This is a genomic window from Aminobacter sp. P4_D5 (genome assembly GCF_056401815.1).
In genome coordinates this window covers 1-18,363 of sequence record NZ_JBFUIP010000114.1, presented here as the reverse complement: position 1 = coordinate 18,363, position 18,363 = coordinate 1, and the positions used below count along the sequence as shown (strand labels likewise).

Here is an 18,363-nt window from a genome sequence, read left to right as displayed (position 1 = left end):
CGGCAAGGGCGTGCTCAACAACCGTATTTCCGAGCACATCTTCAACCACCTGAACCGCATGGGCATTCCGACCCACTTCATCCGCCGGCTCAACATGCGTGAGCAGCTGATCAAGGAAGTCGAGATCATCCCGCTCGAGGTTGTGGTGCGCAACGTCGCCGCTGGCTCGCTGGCCAAGCGCCTGGGCATCGAGGAAGGCACCGTGCTGCCGCGCTCGATCATCGAATTCTACTACAAGGCCGATGCGCTCGATGACCCGATGGTCTCTGAAGAGCACATCACGGCATTCGGCTGGGCAAGCCCGCAGGAAATCGACGACATCATGGCGCTGGCCATCCGCGTCAACGACTTCCTCTCCGGCCTGTTCATGGGCGTCGGCATCCAGCTCGTCGATTTCAAGATCGAATGCGGCCGGCTGTATGAGGGCGACATGATGCGCATCGTCGTCGCCGACGAGATTTCGCCCGACAGCTGCCGCCTGTGGGACGTCGCCACCCAGGACAAGCTCGACAAGGACCGCTTCCGCCGCGACATGGGCGGACTGGTCGAGGCTTACCAGGAAGTGGCACGCCGCCTTGGCATCATGAACGAAAACGAGACCCCGCGCCCGACCGGCCCGGTTCTCGTCAAGCACTAAGCTAAGCAGCAGGGCGCGGATCGACCGCGCCCTTCCCTTTTTTGTAGACGAATAGCCGGAGAATTCCGCCCGTGATCAAGGCCCGCGTCACCGTCACCCTCAAGAACGGCGTTCTCGACCCGCAAGGCAAGGCGATCGAGCATGCGCTCGACGGCCTGGGCTTCGGCGGCGTCGGTTCCGTGCGCCAGGGCAAGGTGTTCGACGTCGAGCTCGACAGCATCGACCGCGCCAAGGCGGAAGCCGACCTCAACGCCATGTGCGAGAAGCTTCTGGCGAACACAGTGATTGAGAACTATAGTGTGACGCTTATCTGAGGTTGCACCGGAGGGTGTAGTGACGGAAGTCACAAGTGAACTGCTTTATGAAGTACTGAAGAAAATTCAGTCTCGCTTGGATGGCGTCGAACACGGCATCCGGGAGGTGAAGCAGGAGCTTATCTCAATTCGCGGCCACATGCTTTCGATGCAGAACGACGTCCATAACATCTACGCCAAGCTCGATCGCCACGACGAAAGCCTCGAGCGCATCGAGCGTCGTTTGGAACTGCGTGAACTCGCCGAATCTCAGAGGCCTTACGAACCGAAATGAAATCAGCAGTCGTTCTCCTCCCCGGCCTGAACCGCGACCGCGACATGATCGCGGCGCTGACCAAGATTTCGGGCAGGGCCCCGGTCACCGTCTGGCAGACCGACACGGAAATCCCCGATGTCGACCTGATCGCCATTCCCGGTGGTTTTTCCTTCGGCGACTATCTGCGCTGCGGCGCGATCGCAGCTCGCATGCCGGTGCTGCGCGCGGTTGCCGAAAAGGCCGCCAAGGGCGTGCAAGTTGTCGGCGTGTGCAACGGCTTCCAAATCCTGGTTGAAGCAGGCCTCCTGCCCGGCGCCTTGATGCGCAACACCTCGCTCAAATTCGTCTGCCGCGAAGTGAAGCTCGAAATCGCCAACGCCAACACCGCGTTCACCCGCAACTATTCGGCCGGCCAGATCATCCGCTGCCCTGTGGCGCATCACGACGGCAATTATTTCGCCGATCCCGAGACACTCAACCAGCTCGAAGGCAACGGCCAGGTGGTGTTCCGCTACGCCGAAGGAACCAACCCGAACGGCTCGATCAACGACATCGCCGGCATCATCAACAAATCAGGCAACGTGCTTGGGCTGATGCCGCACCCGGAGAACCTGATCGAGGCGGCGCATGGCGGCAATGATGGCCGCGCGCTGTTTGAAAGCGCGCTCGGCCTGGCCAAGGCAGCGTAAGGCCGGGAATTCTCTTCATTTCATCCAATTGATAAGGGCGGGCATCGGCGAATGAAGTCACTGCGGATTCTGGCGGCAGCGGCCGCAGTCATTGGTCTCGCCGCCTGCAACTCCGGCCCGAAGACGCCAGCGCCGTCAGCGTCGGGCAAGAGTGCATCGCTTCGTTCGATGGAACAGGTGGCAATCGCCGCGCATAAATGCTGGTTCGCCAGCAAGGACCCGGCCTTCAAAGCCTACCAGATGGCCAACGAACTCAATAATTTCGGCGGCACGCCACGCTTCCTTTTGGTGCCGGCCAAGCAATATGGCGCAAGGCCGCTGCTGGTGGTGCAGGCACAAGGCAATTCGAGCCAGGTGCAAGCGTTCGGTCCGTTGATGGACCAGGCGCTCGGCGCACGCATCGGCTCTGATATCACCCGCTGGAGTTCCGGCAACCCTGCCTGCACCGGCACCGCTTGAGGCACAGTCGACAGGCTTCTGCAATCAGCTTCGGCTGAAAAAGTGGTGGAGGCACAGGGGCGCCTCCACCAATGTCGAACTGCCCGTGGGTCGGGACAATCCGAAAACCCTCAGTCGTAAAACGAGCGGATTCCTTCGCGATAGGCATCGCAACGCGAGATGCCGATATCGGACAATTGTTCGTCCGTGAGGTCCAGCAGGCTCAATCGGGTGCGCCGCCGCTCGATGCAGCGCGACAGCCATCGCATGAGATTGAGTGGAACCTTCGCCAGATTGCGGAATGAGCTGTGCTTCTCCGCTGGGGATGAAGCTGTGACGCCCCCTTCAATTGCACCTATTGTACCCATAGCAATGATCCAGATTGTGTCTATTTTCGACGAACAATGCTATGAATTGACTCAATGATGATCGCAATATAGGAATTGTCACCATGACAATTTGGCTTCCCGACCTCTCGTCCGGCTCTGGCCCACTCTATCTGCGCCTGGCCGAACGCATCGAAAGCGACATCGACAGCGGCGTTCTAGCCTCCGGAACCAAGCTGCCGCCGCAGCGCAACCTCGCCTACGATATCGGCGTGACCATCGGCACTGTCGGGCGCGCCTACGCGCTGTTGCGCGAACGCGGCCTGGTGAGCGGAGAAGTCGGTCGCGGCACTTACATCCTTGCGCGCCACAGCGAGCAGCCTGCGCCCAGCGCGTCGCCTGCCCTGCCCCATGAGGGATCACGCTCAGTCGAGGCAGCGCCTGGAAAGCTGCGCTTCGACAGCACAGCAGCACCCAATGTCGGACAGAGCAGCGAAATCGAGACAATCCTGGCCGCGATCAGCCGGGACAATCCCGACGACATGACGAGCTATACAAGGACATTTCCCGAACATTGGTTCGAGGCAGGCAGCGCATGGCTGTCGCGCAACGGTTTTATGGCCGCGCCTGACAGCATCGTACCGACGCTCGGCGCGCATGCCGCTGTCGTTGCGATCATTGCAGCGGCAAGCTCTCCGGGCGACCACATCCTGTTCGAGCATGTGACCTATACCCAGATCGCGCGCAGTGCCGGCCTGATCGGTCGGCGCATGGCATTGGTCAATTCGGACGAACACGGCATCGACCCCGATGATTTCGAACGCGTCTGCGCCCAAAAGCACCCGAAACTGGCATTCCTGATGCCCACGGCTCAGAACCCGACAGGCGTGATCATGCCACGCGAGCGCCGGCAGGCGATTGCCGAGATCGCGCGCAAGCACAACGTGCTGCTGATCGAGGACGACCTTTACGGCGCGCTCACCGACGACCGCACGCCGCTTCTGGCCGAATTCGCCCCTGAACGCGTGTTCGTTGTGGGCGGCCTGTCCAAATCGGTGGCGGCTGGCGTGCGCGGCGGCTGGCTGTCAAGCCCGGCGCATTTCCGCCACAGCATCCGGGTTGCGCACAAGATGGTCACCGGCGGCATGCCGTTCCTATTGGCGGAAACGTGCGCCCAGCTGGTGCTTTCGGGCGCGGCCGCGGCGATACGTGCCCGCTCGATCGCCGAGATCAACGCCCGTCTCGACATTGTGCGCAAGGCGCTGGACGGCTGCGACTTCAACACCACGCCCAATATTCCCTTCGTCTGGCTGGCCCTTCCGGAACCGTGGAATTCCGGCACGTTCAAGAACGCCGCCTATGAGCAAGGCGTGCTGATCGACGACGAAGACGAGTTCAAGGCCGGGCGCTCGGACCAGGTGTTCCACCGCGTCAGGATCGGCATTTCATCGGCGCGCACGCAGGTCGAGGTGAGCCAGGGGCTGGCAAAGCTGCGCCGCCTGCTCGACGAGGGGCGCGCCGGCTACGACAGTTTCGGCTGAGCCCATCCACATCCCCGCTGCCAACAGTCCCGTTTCCTTGCCATAGGGGCGATTTTCTGGCCTTTGGCGGTATATCCTGGCCCAATGATGCGCTATTGAGCCACCAACGGTTCCCCCAACGGATTCTGCGATCTACGATGACTATTCAGAACGACGTGAAGATCACCGGCGAGCTCATTGCCGCGCACGGGCTCAAGCCAGACGAATACCAGCGTATCCTCGACCTTGTCGGGCGCGAGCCGACCTTCACCGAGCTCGGCATCTTCTCGGCGATGTGGAACGAGCATTGTTCGTACAAATCGTCGAAGAAGTGGCTGCGGACGCTGCCGACCAAGGGCGAGCGGGTCATCCAGGGTCCGGGCGAAAATGCTGGCGTTGTCGATATCGGCGACGGCGACTGCGTGGTCTTCAAGATGGAGAGCCACAACCACCCCTCCTTCATCGAGCCCTACCAGGGTGCGGCGACCGGCGTTGGTGGCATTCTGCGCGACGTTTTCACCATGGGCGCGCGGCCGATTGCCTCGATGAACGCGCTGCGCTTCGGCGCACCTGACCATCCTAAGACGCGCCATCTGGTTTCAGGTGTGGTTGCCGGCGTCGGCGGCTACGGCAATGCCTTCGGCGTGCCGACCGTTGGCGGCGAAGTGAATTTCGACGCCCGCTACAATGGCAACATTCTGGTCAACGCCTTTGCAGCTGGTCTTGCCAAGACCGACGGGATCTTCCTGTCGCAGGCCAAGGGTGTCGGCTTGCCGGTAGTCTATCTCGGGGCCAAGACCGGCCGCGACGGTGTCGGCGGCGCGACCATGGCTTCGGCCGAATTCGACGACAAGATCGACGAGAAGCGCCCGACCGTGCAGGTCGGCGATCCGTTCACCGAAAAATGCCTGCTCGAAGCGTGCCTCGAACTGATGGCGTCGGGCGCGGTCATCGCGATCCAGGACATGGGTGCTGCCGGCCTGACCTGCTCGGCCGTTGAAATGGGCGCCAAGGGCGACCTCGGCATCGAACTCGACCTCGACAAGGTGCCGGTGCGCGAAGAGCGCATGAGCGCCTACGAGATGATGCTGTCGGAAAGCCAGGAGCGCATGCTCATGGTGCTGCGTCCCGAAAAGGAAGAAGAAGCCGAGGCAATCTTCGTCAAATGGGGCCTCGACTTCGCCATCGTCGGCAAGACCACCGACGACCTGCGCTTCCGCGTCCTGCATCAGGGCAAGGAAGTGGCCAACCTGCCGATCAAGGAACTCGGCGACGAGGCTCCCGAATATGATCGCCCGTGGGTCGAACCGGCCAAGCGCGCGCCGCTTGCCGCCGACGATGTTCCGCAGGCCGATGTCGCCGATGCGCTGCTCAAGATGCTCGACGGTGCGGATCTGTCATCGCGGCGCTGGGTGTGGGAGCAGTATGACACGATGATCCAGGGCAACTCGCTGCAGCGCCCCGGCGGCGACGCCGGCGTTGTGCGCGTCGAGGGCCATGCCACCAAGGCGCTGGCGTTTTCGTCGGACGTGACGCCGCGCTATTGCGAGGCCGATCCCTATGAGGGCGGCAAGCAGGCCGTGGCCGAGTGCTGGCGCAACCTGACTGCGACCGGTGCCGAACCGCTGGCTGCTACCGACAACCTCAATTTCGGCAACCCCGAGCGGCCCGAGATCATGGGGCAGTTGGTCGGAGCCGTGAAAGGCATCGGCGAGGCCTGCCGCGCACTCGGCTTCCCGATCGTTTCGGGCAATGTGTCGCTTTACAACGAGACCAACGGGCAAGGAATCCTGCCGACGCCGACAATCGGCGGCGTTGGCCTGATCGACGACTGGTCGAAGATGGCCAAGGCCTGCTTTGCCCGCGAAGGCGAAGTGATCCTGCTTGTCGGCGGCCCGGCCCAGTGGGGCAGCCACCTTGCCCAGTCGATCTACATGCGCGACGTGCATGGCCGCACCGACGGCCCGCCGCCGGCAGTCGATCTCGAGCACGAAAAGAAGGTCGGCGACTTCGTTCGCAAGCTGATCCGCAACGGCCAGGCTACCGCCGTGCACGACCTATCTGATGGCGGTCTTGCAGTGGCACTCGCGGAGATGGCGATGGCTTCCGGCATCGGCGCCACCGTTCCCGGTCTCAGCGGCACCAACCCGATCCCGGTGTTCTTCGGCGAAGACCAGGGGCGCTATCTGGTGACTGTCAAGCTTGACCCCAAGTCGGCTGAGATGCAGGAATTGTGGAACGAGGCCAAGGCGCTCGGGATTCATGCTCCGTGGATCGGCACGACCGGCGGCCAGGAATTGAAACTGGGCGAGGCGCGCGCCATATCAATTGACGAGTTGACCACGGCTCACGAATCCTGGTTCCCTCGGTTCATGAACAACTGATCGGGGAAAACGGCATGGCAATGGACGCACACGACATTGAGCGGATGATCAAGGACGGCATTCCGGATGCCCGGGTGACCATCCGCGATCTCGCTGGCGACGGCGATCATTATGCCGCCGAGGTCGTGTCGGAAAGCTTCCGTGGCAAGACCCGCGTGCAGCAGCACCAGATGGTCTATGACGCGCTGAAGGGGAATATGGGCGGCGTGCTACATGCGCTCGCCCTGCAGACCAGCATTCCGGAATAACGTACGTCGCCTGCCGATGTCCGATCGTTCCGACGACACCGACAGCCAACAGATCGCCCGGCGCGCTTATGCGAGCTTCGCCGAGCGCTATGATGCGACAGCACCTACCAAGCCGCACAACGCGCTTTACGAGCGTCCGGCATCGCTCGCGTTGCTTGGCGATGTGAAGGGCCAGGACGTTGTCGACGCCGGCTGCGGTTCGGGCATCTGCTCGGAAAAGCTGGCGCGCCAGGGCGCGAAGGTTCGCGCCTTCGATATCACCCCGGAGATGACGGTGCTGGCGCGGGCGCGATGTGCCGGGCTCGACGTCGATGTCCGCGAAGGCGACCTTTCCAAGCCGCTCGACTGGCTTGGAAGCGACAGTGCCGACGCAATCCTCTGTTCGCTGGCGCTCGATTATGTCGAGGACCTCAAGCCGGTCTTCACCGAGTTCCACCGCATTGCGCGACCGGGAGGGCGGCTCGTGTTTTCGATGGGCCACCCGATGCGCGACTGGGCCGATCCGAGAACGCGTGGCGACGCCGACTATTTCGCGACGAACCCCTGGGGCATGCATTGGGGCGGGTTTGGCGAGCCAGCACCCTTCGTCGAATCCTACCGCCGACCACTTCAAGATATTTTGAACGGCCTGAGTGGTGCCGGCTGGCGCCTCGACCGTTTTGTCGAGCCGTTGCCAGTGGCTGAAATGGCGACAATCGACCCAAGGCATTTTGCCGAACTGAGCCGGTCGCCCGCCTTTATCTGCGTGCGCGCGGTCAAATAGACCGGCACACCTCACTTAGCGACGCTGCGCCAGATCGAGAAGCTTTTGAGGCCAGCCAGGAAGCGAACGAGCCGCCATCGCACGGAACGTGCCCGTTCGAGCGCCGGCATCCTTGGCAACCGGTACTGTGGCGAGCGGCGGCTCTGGACCTGAGCACAGATCGTGCTATTGCGTTTTTCAGTTTTCGGGTCGACGCGTCGCTTGGAAAGCTCGACTGTTGCAACCACATAGTAGCTAGTGCTAGCAGTCTAGTGGATATTGCCGACTACACGAGTTCGGCCAGATTGAGGTTTAGACGCCATGAGCGGAATCAACGAGTACATCGACAGCGAAGTGAAGAGCCAGGACGTCGTGGTGTTCATGAAGGGCACGCCCGGCTTTCCGCAGTGCGGCTTTTCGGGCCAGGTCGTCCAGATCCTCGATTACCTCGGGGTCGACTACAAGGGCGTCAACGTGCTGACCTCGAACGAACTTCGCCAAGGCATCAAGGACTACTCCAACTGGCCAACGATCCCGCAGCTCTACGTCAAGGGCGAGTTCGTGGGCGGCTGCGACATCATCCGTGAGATGTTCCAGGCCGGCGAGTTGCAGTCGTTCCTTCAAGAGAAGGGCGTGAGCGTCAAGGGCGCCGCCTGATTTAAAAGTACCGGCTCCGGCCTGTTCCGGGGTCCATTTGTGGCAAATGCGCCGGCTTTCCGGCGCATTTCCGTTTGAATTGGATTCCTGATGGAACAGAAAGTCTCTCCGAGCGCCCAACCGGGCGTGTTTCCGATTCCGCGTTGGGAATTCATCGCGCTGGCCGCAGCGCTGATGGCGGTCAATGCGCTCGCCGTCGACATCATGTTGCCGGCGCTCCAGCAGATCGGGTCCAGCCTCAATGTCGAGAGTGAAAACCACCGCCAATATGTGATCACCGCCTATTTTGCGGGCCTGGCGCTGGCACTGCTTGCCTATGGCCCGGCCTCCGACCGGTTCGGCCGGCGCAAACCGCTGCTGTTTGGCCTCGGCATCTATATAATTGCTGCCTTTGCCGCAGCTTTCGCGCCAAGCTTCGAAACTTTGCTTTTGCTGCGCTTCGTCCAGGGAATCGGTGCGGCCTCGACGCGCGTGATCGCGGTCTCGGTGGTGCGCGACCGCTTCGGCGGACGGCAGATGGCCGAGATCATGTCGCTGATCTTCATGGTGTTCATGATCGTGCCGGTGCTAGCCCCCGGAATTGGCCAGATCGTCATGCTGTTTTCGGAATGGCACATGATCTTCATCGTCATGGCCGTGTCGGCGCTTGCCATCACCATGTGGGCGGCGATCCGCCTGCCCGAGACGATGCATCCGGAGGATCGCCGGCCGCTGTCGGTGCTGTCGATCGCCAGGGGCTTCCGCACCGTGCTCACCACGCGCATGTCGCTGTGGTACACGCTGGCGTCGATGACGATCTTCGGCGCGCTGTTCGGGTTCATCAACTCGGCACAGCAGGTCTATGTCGGCCTCTACGGGCTCGGCGTGTGGTTCCCGCTGGTCTTTGCGGCGATTGCCGGCATGATGTCGGTGTCATCGTTCCTCAACTCGCGCCTGGTCGTCAAGCTCGGCATGCGCAAGCTATCGCACGGCGCGCTGCTCGGCTTCCTCTTGGTGAGCGCGATCTGGCTCATCTGGTCGCTGACCGGACCCGTGCCGTTTGGGGCCTTCATCGTGCTATTTGCGCTGGCGATGTTCCAGTTCGGCTGGATCGGCTCGAACTTCAACTCCATCGCCATGGAGCCGCTCGGCCATATCGCGGGTACGGCCTCATCGGTGCAGGGCTTCATGCAGACGCTCGGTGGCGGACTGATCGGGGCCGCGATCGGCCAGTCCTTCGACGGCACGACAGTGCCATTGGCGATCGGCTTTTGCGGCGTTGCTGCGGTCGGCTTGGTGATGGTGCTGATTGCCGAGAAGGGAAAACTGTTCCACGGCCAGCATGACACGACACCGGTGCTGACAGACGCTCACTGAGCGCAGTCAGGCCCGAAAGCCGATTCTGGTTTTCGGGCCGGCGCTGCAGGTGGCTACAGACTCGTAAAATCGAACAGCTTGCGGTCGAGCAAATGCGAGGGCCGCGTATTGGAAAGCGCCCGCAGCATCGTGTCCTTGCGGCCCGGCATGCGCTTTTCAATGTCGTCCAGCATCGCCTTCATGGCGTTGCGCTGGAGCCCTTCCTGGCTGCCGCACAGGTCGCAGGGGATGATCGGGAACTTCATGCCATCGGCGAATTTGGCGAGGTCGGCCTCGGCGCACAGTGCAAGAGGCCTGAGCACCATGACGTCGCCCTCGTCATTCATCAGCTTGGGCGGCATGGCGGCAAGGCGGCCGCCATGGAACATGTTCATGAAGAAGGTTTCGAGGATGTCCTCGCGGTGGTGGCCGAGCACCAGGGCCGAGCAGCCCTCCTCACGCGCGATGCGGTAGAGGTGCCCTCGCCTCAGCCGCGAGCACAATGAACAATAGGTATTGCCCTCGGCGATCTTGTCGGTAACCACCGAATAGGTGTCGCGGTACTCGATGCGGTGGGCGATGCCATTGGCATTGAGGTAGTCGGGCAGCACGTTCTTGGGAAAGTTCGGCTGGCCCTGGTCGAGATTGCAGGCAAGCAGCTCGACCGGCAGCAGGCCGCGCCATTTGAGATCCATAAGCACCGCAAGCAGGCCGTAGGAATCCTTGCCTCCCGACAGCGCCACCAGCCAGCGCTCGCCCGGCTTGGCCATGGCGTAGTCCTCGATCGCCTGGCGGGTGAGCCGCAGCAACCGCTTGCGCAGCTTGTTGAACTCCACCGAGGACGGCGCGTCGCGATAGAGCGGGAATGCACCTTCGGCAGGCTCGGCCAGCGCATCTGCTTCGTGAATACCCATGAGGCCTTCCTTACACTCGGCATCGGCCGGGCCAGCGCCCGACTTGACCACTTGGAGCGCATATTTCGCATTATCGGCTGCGGTGCAAGGCGCTGAAGGAGCGTACAGCACCACGGACAAACGAAAAGAGCGGCCGTTTCCGGCCGCTCTCTGCAATTCGATGCTGATCCGGAGGGATTAGCGCGAATAGAATTCGACGACGAGGTTCGGTTCCATCTGCACTGCGTACGGAACGTCCGACAGGCCGGGAACGCGAGCGAAGGTCGCAACCATCTTGTTGTGATCGACTTCGATGTAGTCAGGAACGTCGCGCTCGGCGAGACCAACGGCCTCAAGCACTATGACCAGCTGCTTCGACTTCTCGCGGACCTCGATCACGTCGCCAGCCTTGCAGCGGTACGAGCTAATGTTGGTGCGGACGCCGTTGACGTTGACATGGCCGTGGTTGACGAACTGACGGGCCGCGAAAATGGTCGGCACGAACTTGGCGCGGTAGACGACCGCATCCAGACGCGACTCGAGCAGGYCGATCAGGTTCTCGGAGGTGTCGCCCTTRCGGCGGTTAGCCTCTTCGTAGGTCTTGCGGAACTGCTTTTCCGAAACGTCGCCGTAGTGACCMTTCAGCTTCTGCTTGGCGCGCAGCTGCAGACCGAAGTCCGAGAGCTTGCCCTTGCGGCGCTGGCCGTGCTGGCCGGGGCCGTATTCACGCTTGTTAACCGGGGACTTCGGGCGGCCCCAAATGTTCTCGCCAAGACGGCGGTCAATCTTGTATTTCGCGGATTCGCGCTTGCTCATCGCATTCCCTTTCAAAACAATACACCCGAAACCTCATGTTTCGAGTGAAGGAAACGCGCCCTCCTCTGGCCTCCGTTTTCGAAGCCTGACAGGATCTTCCACGCACGCATTGCGGAAAAGGTCCACGGGACACGTCAAATAAAACACCGGGCGTTCGGCCCGGCGTTGGCGGCTAACTAGGCGAAACATCCTGGAATGTCAACGCTGCGGCTGGGAGCCGGCTCATTTCGCGTCGTGGAAGATAACCCCAAGCGTGAAGCGCTCGCCTGCACGTATCCGGCTGACGCCGTGGCGCATCTTGACGCGGTAATCACCACGCGTGCCGGCCTTTGGTCGGTCGTTGACGGCAAACAGCGCGCCCTGCCCGATGCCAAGCGATACCACTTCGGCGCGCGATTGCATACGCGGACGCTGCTCGGTCATCACAAACTCGCCGCCCTCGAACTCGGATTGCGGGTCGGAGAGCAGAATCACCAGCTGCACTGGAAACAGGTGCGCGCCGTAGACGTCCTGATGCAGGCAGTTGTAATCGCCCGCGCCATATTTCAGCAAAAGCGGCGTCGGCTTGGTCTGGCCGTCGGCGTGGCATTCGGCAAGGAACGCGTCGAGTTCATCGGGATAGCGCCGGTCGAGCCCCATACGCTCGTTCCAGCCATTGGCCAGAGGTGCCAGCCGTCCGTAAAAGGCGTGGCGCAGGCCCGATATCGTCTCGGGCAGCGGATTGCCGAAATATTTGTACTCGCCCGATCCAAAGCCGTGGCGCTGCATGACGATCCGGCTACGAAAATGTTTGTCGTGCTCGTAGAGCGCCCTCAGGTCGAGGCAGGTCTGCCGGTCGAGCAAGGGACCAGTCGGCGCGACCCCGAATTCGTCGAGGTCACTGGCGATTCGCCCCCAATCCAGGCTCGAAACAATGTTGTCGGCATTCATGGCGGCGCTCCATCTCTAGATGGCGCCGAGGCTAGGCCGTCATGATGGCCGCCGCATTCCGATTCCTGCGCGAGTTCACGATTCGAGGTCGAACGCTTGTCTGGCCTGGCGCATGTGGTCGCGATTATTTGCCGCCCAGCTGCCGAGTGCTGCGATCGGTACGGCTATCGACTGGCCGAGTTCGGTCAATCCGTACTCGACCTCCGGCGGCGTCGTTGGCCGCACGGTACGCGTGACCAGCCCGTCGCGCTCGAGCGAGCGCAAGGTAACCGTCAGCATGCGCTGCGAAATGCCTTCGATGGAGCGCTTCAACGCATTGAAGCGCACCGGCTGCTCCTGAAGGTTGATGATGACCAGGATGCTCCAGGTGTCGCCGACGCGGTCGAGCACCTCGCGGATAGGACAGGCACCACGGCCGTCGCTCTCGAAGCCGGGCGTGGTGTGCAGCAGCGGTGCCGCGGCGGCTGTCTTCACAGATGCGTTCATGCGGTTCTCCTGAGGTAACCTGGGCACGAAATCATGCGTTCTTTTCGAGCCCTTTCGTTCGCTCTATATGGTTATCGTTGGTAACCTGATTACAAATCATACCTGCTTATGCACCCAAAGGCAAAGCAGGCCGAACAGGAGAACAGTCATGAACATCGCTCTCATCGGCGCATCCGGCTTTGTCGGCACCACGGTACTCAAGGAAGCGGCCTCACGCGGCCACAAGGTCACCGCTATTGTCCGCAGCCCGGCGAAGGTCGCCCAGCTCGACGGCGTCACTGCCGTACAGGCTGACGCCAATGACATGGAGGCGCTGAAAGCTGCGATTTCGGGTAGCGATGTCGTCATCTCCGCCTTCAATGGCGGTTGGGGCGATCCCGACATCTATGCCAAGCATCTCGCCGGCTCGAAGGCCATCGTTGCCGCAGCCAAAGCCGCCGGCAAGCGCCTGATCGTGGTCGGCGGCGCCGGCAGCCTCGAAATCGACGGCAAGCAACTCGTCGACGGGCCGAACTTCCCCGACGCCTACAAGGACGGCGCACGCGCGGCACGCGACGCACTCGCGGCACTACGTACGGAAACCGGCCTGGAATGGTCGTTCATCTCGCCCGCCATCATGATGGCGCCCGGCGAACGCACCGCAAAATTCCGCATCGGCTCCGACCAACCGGTGTTCGATGCCAAGGGCGAAAGCCACATCTCGGTGCAAGACCTGGCTGTGGCCATTGTCGACGAGGCCGAAACGCCCAAGCACACCGGCAAGCGCTTCACTGTGGGCTACTGATCGGATTGCCGGGGCTCAGTGCTTTGTCTTGTGCTCCGGCAAGCCCTTGCGCTTGGTCTCGGCGAACTCCTCAAGCTGCTTTTCGGTCATCGACTCGAACATTTCCTTCGATGCGCCGAACAGTTCGCTCTTCTTGATCTCGCCGCGCTTGGCGGCAAGGGCCGCTCCGGCGGCCTTTTGCTGGGCTTTTGACATGGCAGGCATGGCTTCGCCTCCTGTTGTTGAACATGARCCAAACGCACTCCACAGCGCAGGGTTCCACGCCCACCCTTCAAACCGCACTCAATTCTCTAACATGTTGTAATCATTGTATTTAGAGCGATTCCAAACTACGCAATTAACTTGACAACACCTATCATCTTTCTATTCTGACCCGATCCTTGCCCGCCCGGGTGGACGATGGCGAGGACTATGAGGTCATCACCATGTTCGCTCCTTCCACGTCGATTGCAGCTCTTGCAGCCGGGCTTTTCCTTGGCTTGAGCCTGGTTTCGCAAGCCGCCGAGACCCAAGACGCCTACACCATCACCATCAAGGATCACCATTTCAAGCCGCAGGCCCTGACCGTGCCGGCTGGCAAGGCATTCGACCTCGTCGTCGTCAACGACGATCCGACTGCCGAGGAGTTCGAAAGCAACGACTTCCATGTCGAAAAGGTCGTGGCGGGCGGCAAGCAGATCAAACTGCATGTCGGACCCTTGGCTGCGGGCAGCTATGGTTTCTTCGGCGATCGGCACAAGGAAACGGCTCTGGGCAACCTGTTTGCGGAGTGAGCCGATGCTTTCGACATTCGTCATCGTCTTTCGCGAAACGCTCGAAGCCGCGCTGATCGTTTCCATCGTGCTGGCATCGAGCAAGGGCATAAGCGGCCGCGCCGGCTGGGTTGCAGGCGGTGTCTGTGCCGGTCTGGCCGGGGCTGCCATCGTTGCCTTTTTCGCCAGTGGCCTGTCGGATCTGTTCGACGGCAACGGCACTGAGCTGTTCAACGCTGTAGTGCTGCTGATCGCCGTGGCGATGCTTGCCTGGCACCAGGTCTGGATGAGCACTCATGCCACGGAACTGGTCGGCGAAAGCCGCGCTGTCGGCAAGGCGGTGAAGGAAGGAGCAAAGCCACTGTCTGCCTTGGCAATCATCTGCGCAATCGCCGTGCTGCGCGAGGGATCTGAGACGGTGCTGTTCCTCTATGGCATCGCCATCGAAGGCAAACTCAGCGTGGCGACGATGCTGCAAGGCGGCGCGCTCGGCGTGATTGGCGCGGCACTGGTCGGCGGATTGTTTTATGCGGGGCTGTTGAGCGTACCACTCAAGCTGATATTCCGCATCACCGGCGTCATCATCATCATGCTCGCTGCCGGCCTTGCCGCGCAGGCTGCCGCATTCCTGGTCCAGGCAGGCTACCTGCCGGCATTGGGCTACGATATCTGGAACACGTCGGAAATCCTGCCGCAGACCAATCCTGTCGGCTTCCTGCTTCATATCCTCGTCGGATATGTCGCGCGGCCAGAAGGCATCCAGATAGCAGCCTATGTCGCAACGGTCGTGCTCATCGTGACGGCTTCGGCACTGGTACGTCGCTCGCAGGCTTCGGGTGGAATCAAGCCAGGCTAAGGCCGAATCCCTGCATGAGCCGTGCTGTGGCGAAATGCGGCTTGCCGGACGTGAAGATCGCAAGATCGCGTCCGAATGCCAGTTTCTTTGAACGTTTTGCCGTTGCGTCGCCATTGAGCAGCGACACCGCGCGCCGCGCAATCGCCTCGGCCGGATCGATCCAGTCGACCGGCCAGGGAGCCGTCTTGCGCATGCGGTTGACCAGGAACGGATAGTGCGTGCAGGCAAGCACAACGATGTCGGTGCGGTGGCCGTCCTGTTCGATGAAGCAGGGTGCGATCTCGTCCTTGACCGCCTGCTCGTCGACGAAGCCGTCGCGCATATAGATCTCAGCCATCTGCGCCAGCCTGTCGCTGCCGACCAGCCTGACATGGCATTTAGTCGCCCATTGGGTGATCAGGTCGCGCGTGTATTGCCGCTTGACCGTGCCTGGCGTTGCCAGCACCGACACCAGGCCCGAACGGGTGCGCTCGGCTGCCGGCTTGATCGCCGGCACCGTGCCGACAAAGGGATGGCCAGGAAATGCCTGGCGCAGCGCGTCGATGACCAGCGTGGAAGCCGTATTGCAGGGAACGACCGAAATCTCAGGATCGAAACGCTCGAGCAGGCCCCCAAACAGATCGAGGATACGCGCCTTGAGCGCCGGCTCTTCCCACGCACCGTAGGGAAATGCCGCATCGTCGGCGACATAGACGAAACGGCGCTCCGGCATCAGCACGCGCGCCTCGCGCAGCACGGTCAGCCCGCCGATGCCTGAATCAAACATCAGGATCGGGCGATCAGTCATTGTCGAGCCCCCTGCCGCCGACTGGCGGCGTGTCGTCCTCATCGGCACCTGCGCTGCCGGAATGGGCGGCGTGGTCGACCTTGGCCTTGCGATCGGGATAGCCGGCGCCGCGCGGCTCCTTGGGCGAGAAATAGTCGAGCGAGGCAACCACGCCGCGCAGAACCTTGAGCTCGGGCGCGAAAAAGCCAGGCCGCGTCAGCACCGAACGCAGATTGTCGACCATCTTGGGTTTCTTGGCCGCCGGGCGGAAATAGCCGCGGGCGTCGAGGGCAGCTTCAAGATGATTGAGAAAGCCGTGCAACTGCTCTTTGGTCGCCGGCACCATTTCGGGACCGGCAAAATTGGTCTGCGTTTCGTCTTCCAGACCAGACTTCATCCATTCATAGGACATCAGCAGCACCGCTTGGGCGATGTTGAGCGAGGCAAAGGCCGGGTCTACCGGGAAGGTGACGATCTCGTCGGCGAGGCTCACTTCCTCATTATAGAGGCCGAAACGCTCGCGGCCGAACAGGATGCCGGTGCGCTGGCCCGATAGGGCGTGGCTTCGCAGCGTCCGCCCCGCCTCGACAGGGCCAGCGACACGCTTGAAGCCGTCGCGCTGGCGCGCTGTGGTGGCAAAGATGAAATTGAGATCGACAACGGCGGAGGCGAGATCGGGGAAGACGACAACGCCGTCGATGACATGGTCAGCACTGCTGGCGGCCGCCCTCGCCTTTTCGCTCGGCCAGCCATCGCGCGGATTGACCAGGCGCAATTCGCGGAGGCCGAAATTGGCCATGGCGCGCGCCACCATGCCGATATTCTCGCCGAGCTGAGGCTCGACAAGAACGATTACCGGTGCGGTAGGCCGTGCGGAGGATGAAATGTCTGACATTGCTGCGATTGAACCGAGAATTGCGCCTTTTGCGCGTCCCTGCCACATTCGGCGCTGAAAATGAAGTTCTGGTGAGCAAAAGCAGGGCGGCCGGCCAAGAATGGCAACCTGCCGCGAAAAGAAGTGTCGAAAACGCCCGGCACGCCGCGATTCATACATTGTCAGCAAAAGCACTGGGCGAGCAGTGGCAATCATTTGCGCGGCCCGATGCGCTTTGGTATAGGGGCCGCACTCCCAATCGTGAACCTCCGGGACCGGCTGGTTCCAGGCAAAAAGAGGCATTTTCTTATGGCGAAGATCAAGGTGRCSAMCCCCGTCGTCGAGMTSGACGGCGAYGAGATGACCCGSATCATCTGGCASTTCATCAAGGACAAGYTGATCCACCCCTAYCTCGACCTCAACATCGAATATTATGACCTCGGCATCGAGCACCGCGACGCCACCAACGACCAGGTGACGATCGACGCGGCCAACGCCATCAACAAGCACGGCGTCGGCGTGAAATGCGCCACCATCACGCCTGACGAGCAGCGCGTCGAAGAGTTCAAGCTCAAGAAGATGTGGAAGTCGCCCAACGGCACGATCCGCAACATCTTGGGCGGCACAATCTTCCGCGAGCCAATCATCATGAAGAACGTGCCGCGCCTGGTTCCGGGCTGGACCAAGCCGATCATCGTTGGCCGTCATGCCTTCGGCGACCAGTACAAGGCGACCGATTTCAAATTCCCCGGCAAGGGCAAGCTGTCGATCAAGTTCGTCGGCGACGACGGCCAGGTGATCGAGCACGAAGTGTTCGACGCGCCGGGCGCAGGTGTCGCCATGGCGATGTACAACCTCGACGAGTCGATCCGCGAGTTCGCCCGCGCCTCGCTCAACTACGGCCTGCTGCGCAACTATCCGGTTTATCTGTCGACCAAGAACACCATCCTCAAGGCCTATGACGGCCGCTTCAAGGACATCTTCCAGGACGTCTACGAGAAGGAGTTCGAAGCCGAGTTCAAGGCGCGCAAGCTCTGGTACGAGCACCGCCTGATCGATGACATGGTGGCTTCGAGCCTGAAGTGGTCGGGCGGCTATGTCTGGGCCTGCAAGAACTATGACGGCGACGTGCAGTCYGACAYMGTKGCSCAGGGCTTYGGTTCRCTCGGCCTGATGACCTCGGTGCTGATGACGCCGGATGGCAAGACGGTGGAAGCGGAAGCCGCCCACGGCACCGTGACGCGTCACTATCGCCAGCACCAGAAGGGCGAAGAGACCTCGACCAACTCGATCGCCTCGATCTTTGCCTGGACGCGCGGCCTTGCCCATCGCGCCAAGCTTGACGACAATACCGAACTGAAGCGCTTCGCGGAGACGCTTGAGCGCGTCTGCATCCAGACCGTGGAGAGCGGCTACATGACCAAGGACCTGTCGCTGCTGATCGGTCCCGACCAGCCCTGGCTGTCGACCACCGGCTTCCTCGACAAGATCGACGAGAACCTGCAGAAGGCCATGGCCTGATCTGTTTGGCTCGAATGAAAAAGCCCCGGAGCGATCCGGGGCTTTTTTTGTGTTCGGAGCCCTGCCCGCACAAGCGCCGGAGGCCGCAACAAAAAGGCTCGCCGAAGCGAGCCTTTTCATATCGGTTATTGGGCCGAGC

At 61.7% G+C, this 18,363-nt stretch carries 23 protein-coding genes; 15 read left to right on the top strand and 8 right to left on the bottom strand.

The genetic code is table 11. From position 1 onward, the window contains the following. From AC1DWF_RS21480 to AC1DWF_RS21460, 5 genes are all read left to right on the top strand, one after another. Positions 1–637 (top strand): phosphoribosylaminoimidazolesuccinocarboxamide synthase (locus tag AC1DWF_RS21480; RefSeq protein WP_476842036.1); only part of this gene is annotated, 637 nt, incomplete at its 5' end. A 71-nt stretch (positions 638–708) separates the two neighbouring features. Beyond that, complete coding sequence (purS, locus tag AC1DWF_RS21475; protein ID WP_476783817.1) at positions 709–951, top strand: phosphoribosylformylglycinamidine synthase subunit PurS; 243 nt, start codon at positions 709–711, stop codon at positions 949–951. Positions 952–970: 19 nt separating this feature from the next. Beyond that, complete coding sequence (locus AC1DWF_RS21470; RefSeq protein ID WP_476783816.1) at positions 971–1,225, top strand: hypothetical protein; 255 nt, start codon at positions 971–973, stop codon at positions 1,223–1,225. Further along, the gene (gene purQ, locus AC1DWF_RS21465) at positions 1,222–1,896 is read left to right on the top strand and encodes a phosphoribosylformylglycinamidine synthase subunit PurQ (protein WP_476783815.1); all 675 of its coding nucleotides are present in this window, start codon (positions 1,222–1,224) and stop codon (positions 1,894–1,896) included. Before AC1DWF_RS21470 ends, purQ begins: the two co-directional genes overlap by 4 nt. Before the next feature lie 51 nt (positions 1,897–1,947). Beyond that, a complete protein-coding gene (locus AC1DWF_RS21460; protein WP_476783814.1) occupies positions 1,948–2,355 on the top strand; it encodes a hypothetical protein in 408 nt (135 codons plus the stop codon). A 110-nt stretch (positions 2,356–2,465) separates the two neighbouring features. On the opposite strand, the gene AC1DWF_RS21455 is transcribed toward AC1DWF_RS21460, so the two are convergent. After that, complete coding sequence (locus AC1DWF_RS21455) at positions 2,466–2,603, bottom strand: DUF1127 domain-containing protein (protein ID WP_476783822.1); 138 nt, start codon at positions 2,601–2,603, stop codon at positions 2,466–2,468. A gap of 182 nt (positions 2,604–2,785) precedes the next feature. Between AC1DWF_RS21455 and AC1DWF_RS21450 the strand changes: the two genes are divergently transcribed. The 6 genes from AC1DWF_RS21450 (at position 2,786) to AC1DWF_RS21425 (ending at position 9,567) form a co-directional block, all read left to right on the top strand. After that, on the top strand, positions 2,786–4,201 hold the full coding sequence (locus tag AC1DWF_RS21450) for an aminotransferase-like domain-containing protein (RefSeq protein ID WP_476783813.1): 1,416 nt from the start codon (positions 2,786–2,788) through the stop codon (positions 4,199–4,201). A 137-nt stretch (positions 4,202–4,338) separates the two neighbouring features. Next, positions 4,339–6,564: a phosphoribosylformylglycinamidine synthase subunit PurL gene (gene purL, locus AC1DWF_RS21445; RefSeq protein WP_476783812.1), complete on the top strand. Its 2,226-nt coding sequence runs from the start codon at positions 4,339–4,341 to the stop codon at positions 6,562–6,564. A 14-nt stretch (positions 6,565–6,578) separates the two neighbouring features. Further along, on the top strand, positions 6,579–6,812 hold the full coding sequence (locus AC1DWF_RS21440; protein ID WP_067962623.1) for a BolA family protein: 234 nt from the start codon (positions 6,579–6,581) through the stop codon (positions 6,810–6,812). 16 nt (positions 6,813–6,828) lie between these two features. Then, on the top strand, positions 6,829–7,575 hold the full coding sequence (locus AC1DWF_RS21435; RefSeq protein WP_476783811.1) for a class I SAM-dependent methyltransferase: 747 nt from the start codon (positions 6,829–6,831) through the stop codon (positions 7,573–7,575). 300 nt (positions 7,576–7,875) lie between these two features. Next, on the top strand, positions 7,876–8,211 hold the full coding sequence (grxD, locus tag AC1DWF_RS21430; protein WP_184697601.1) for a Grx4 family monothiol glutaredoxin: 336 nt from the start codon (positions 7,876–7,878) through the stop codon (positions 8,209–8,211). A gap of 90 nt (positions 8,212–8,301) precedes the next feature. Next, entirely contained in the window at positions 8,302–9,567 is a 1,266-nt protein-coding gene (locus tag AC1DWF_RS21425; protein ID WP_476786728.1) for a multidrug effflux MFS transporter, read from the top strand. Positions 9,568–9,620: 53 nt separating this feature from the next. Here the strand turns inward: AC1DWF_RS21425 and ttcA are convergent, their stop codons facing one another. From ttcA to AC1DWF_RS21405, 4 genes are all read right to left on the bottom strand, one after another. Further along, positions 9,621–10,460 (bottom strand): tRNA 2-thiocytidine(32) synthetase TtcA, encoded by an 840-nt coding sequence (gene ttcA, locus AC1DWF_RS21420; RefSeq protein WP_476788098.1) that lies wholly within the window; start codon positions 10,458–10,460, stop codon positions 9,621–9,623. A 177-nt stretch (positions 10,461–10,637) separates the two neighbouring features. Continuing rightward, positions 10,638–11,255, bottom strand: a complete 618-nt coding sequence (rpsD, locus tag AC1DWF_RS21415) for a 30S ribosomal protein S4 (protein ID WP_476842035.1) — start codon at positions 11,253–11,255, stop codon at positions 10,638–10,640. 222 nt (positions 11,256–11,477) lie between these two features. Then, positions 11,478–12,185 (bottom strand): 2OG-Fe(II) oxygenase, encoded by a 708-nt coding sequence (locus AC1DWF_RS21410; protein WP_476787070.1) that lies wholly within the window; start codon positions 12,183–12,185, stop codon positions 11,478–11,480. A gap of 75 nt (positions 12,186–12,260) precedes the next feature. After that, positions 12,261–12,671 carry a winged helix-turn-helix transcriptional regulator gene (locus AC1DWF_RS21405; protein ID WP_476787069.1) on the bottom strand — a complete coding sequence of 137 codons (411 nt, stop codon included), beginning with the start codon at positions 12,669–12,671 and terminating at the stop codon, positions 12,261–12,263. A gap of 148 nt (positions 12,672–12,819) precedes the next feature. Between AC1DWF_RS21405 and AC1DWF_RS21400 the strand changes: the two genes are divergently transcribed. Further along, complete coding sequence (locus tag AC1DWF_RS21400) at positions 12,820–13,455, top strand: NAD(P)-dependent oxidoreductase (protein WP_476785882.1); 636 nt, start codon at positions 12,820–12,822, stop codon at positions 13,453–13,455. Between the two features lie 15 nt (positions 13,456–13,470). On the opposite strand, the gene AC1DWF_RS21395 is transcribed toward AC1DWF_RS21400, so the two are convergent. Then, the gene (locus AC1DWF_RS21395) at positions 13,471–13,659 is read right to left on the bottom strand and encodes a DUF3008 family protein (RefSeq protein WP_476785881.1); all 189 of its coding nucleotides are present in this window, start codon (positions 13,657–13,659) and stop codon (positions 13,471–13,473) included. 221 nt (positions 13,660–13,880) lie between these two features. On the opposite strand from AC1DWF_RS21395, the gene AC1DWF_RS21390 reads away from it, so the two are divergent. Both AC1DWF_RS21390 and AC1DWF_RS21385 read left to right on the top strand, forming a co-directional pair. Then, positions 13,881–14,228: a cupredoxin domain-containing protein gene (locus AC1DWF_RS21390; RefSeq protein ID WP_476785880.1), complete on the top strand. Its 348-nt coding sequence runs from the start codon at positions 13,881–13,883 to the stop codon at positions 14,226–14,228. A gap of 4 nt (positions 14,229–14,232) precedes the next feature. Beyond that, positions 14,233–15,063: an FTR1 family iron permease gene (locus AC1DWF_RS21385; protein WP_476788100.1), complete on the top strand. Its 831-nt coding sequence runs from the start codon at positions 14,233–14,235 to the stop codon at positions 15,061–15,063. Here the strand turns inward: AC1DWF_RS21385 and murI are convergent. Together murI and AC1DWF_RS21375 are read right to left on the bottom strand one after the other, a co-directional pair. After that, a complete protein-coding gene (gene murI / locus AC1DWF_RS21380; RefSeq protein WP_476785878.1) occupies positions 15,050–15,850 on the bottom strand; it encodes a glutamate racemase in 801 nt (266 codons plus the stop codon). The two genes, AC1DWF_RS21385 and murI, sit on opposite strands and share 14 nt — an antisense overlap. After that, positions 15,843–16,724 (bottom strand): RNA methyltransferase, encoded by an 882-nt coding sequence (locus tag AC1DWF_RS21375; protein ID WP_476785877.1) that lies wholly within the window; start codon positions 16,722–16,724, stop codon positions 15,843–15,845. Before AC1DWF_RS21375 ends, murI begins: the two co-directional genes overlap by 8 nt. Positions 16,725–17,012: 288 nt before the next feature. Here AC1DWF_RS21375 and AC1DWF_RS21370 point away from each other — a divergent pair, with 288 nt between their 5' ends. Beyond that, entirely contained in the window at positions 17,013–18,224 is a 1,212-nt protein-coding gene (locus tag AC1DWF_RS21370; RefSeq protein WP_476842034.1) for an NADP-dependent isocitrate dehydrogenase, read from the top strand. Positions 18,225–18,363 lie beyond the last annotated feature (139 nt).

Excerpts from the sequence above, each read along its gene's own strand:
- AC1DWF_RS21400 (WP_476785882.1), top strand. The coding sequence starts at position 12,820 with ATGAACATCGCTCTCATCGGCGCATCCGGCTTTGTCGGCACCACGGTA.
- AC1DWF_RS21390 (WP_476785880.1), top strand. The coding sequence starts at position 13,881 with ATGTTCGCTCCTTCCACGTCGATTGCAGCTCTTGCAGCCGGGCTTTTC.
- AC1DWF_RS21405 (WP_476787069.1), bottom strand. The coding sequence starts at position 12,671 with ATGAACGCATCTGTGAAGACAGCCGCCGCGGCACCGCTGCTGCACACC.
- AC1DWF_RS21385 (WP_476788100.1), top strand. The coding sequence starts at position 14,233 with ATGCTTTCGACATTCGTCATCGTCTTTCGCGAAACGCTCGAAGCCGCG.
- AC1DWF_RS21455 (WP_476783822.1), bottom strand. The coding sequence starts at position 2,603 with ATGCGATGGCTGTCGCGCTGCATCGAGCGGCGGCGCACCCGATTGAGC.
- AC1DWF_RS21450 (WP_476783813.1), top strand. The coding sequence starts at position 2,786 with ATGACAATTTGGCTTCCCGACCTCTCGTCCGGCTCTGGCCCACTCTAT.
- AC1DWF_RS21435 (WP_476783811.1), top strand. The coding sequence starts at position 6,829 with ATGTCCGATCGTTCCGACGACACCGACAGCCAACAGATCGCCCGGCGC.
- AC1DWF_RS21395 (WP_476785881.1), bottom strand. The coding sequence starts at position 13,659 with ATGCCTGCCATGTCAAAAGCCCAGCAAAAGGCCGCCGGAGCGGCCCTT.
- grxD (WP_184697601.1), top strand. The coding sequence starts at position 7,876 with ATGAGCGGAATCAACGAGTACATCGACAGCGAAGTGAAGAGCCAGGAC.
- AC1DWF_RS21440 (WP_067962623.1), top strand. The coding sequence starts at position 6,579 with ATGGCAATGGACGCACACGACATTGAGCGGATGATCAAGGACGGCATT.
- purL (WP_476783812.1), top strand. The coding sequence starts at position 4,339 with ATGACTATTCAGAACGACGTGAAGATCACCGGCGAGCTCATTGCCGCG.
- AC1DWF_RS21460 (WP_476783814.1), top strand. The coding sequence starts at position 1,948 with ATGAAGTCACTGCGGATTCTGGCGGCAGCGGCCGCAGTCATTGGTCTC.
- AC1DWF_RS21425 (WP_476786728.1), top strand. The coding sequence starts at position 8,302 with ATGGAACAGAAAGTCTCTCCGAGCGCCCAACCGGGCGTGTTTCCGATT.
- purQ (WP_476783815.1), top strand. The coding sequence starts at position 1,222 with ATGAAATCAGCAGTCGTTCTCCTCCCCGGCCTGAACCGCGACCGCGAC.
- AC1DWF_RS21410 (WP_476787070.1), bottom strand. The coding sequence starts at position 12,185 with ATGAATGCCGACAACATTGTTTCGAGCCTGGATTGGGGGCGAATCGCC.
- AC1DWF_RS21375 (WP_476785877.1), bottom strand. The coding sequence starts at position 16,724 with ATGTCAGACATTTCATCCTCCGCACGGCCTACCGCACCGGTAATCGTT.
- ttcA (WP_476788098.1), bottom strand. The coding sequence starts at position 10,460 with ATGGGTATTCACGAAGCAGATGCGCTGGCCGAGCCTGCCGAAGGTGCA.
- murI (WP_476785878.1), bottom strand. The coding sequence starts at position 15,850 with ATGACTGATCGCCCGATCCTGATGTTTGATTCAGGCATCGGCGGGCTG.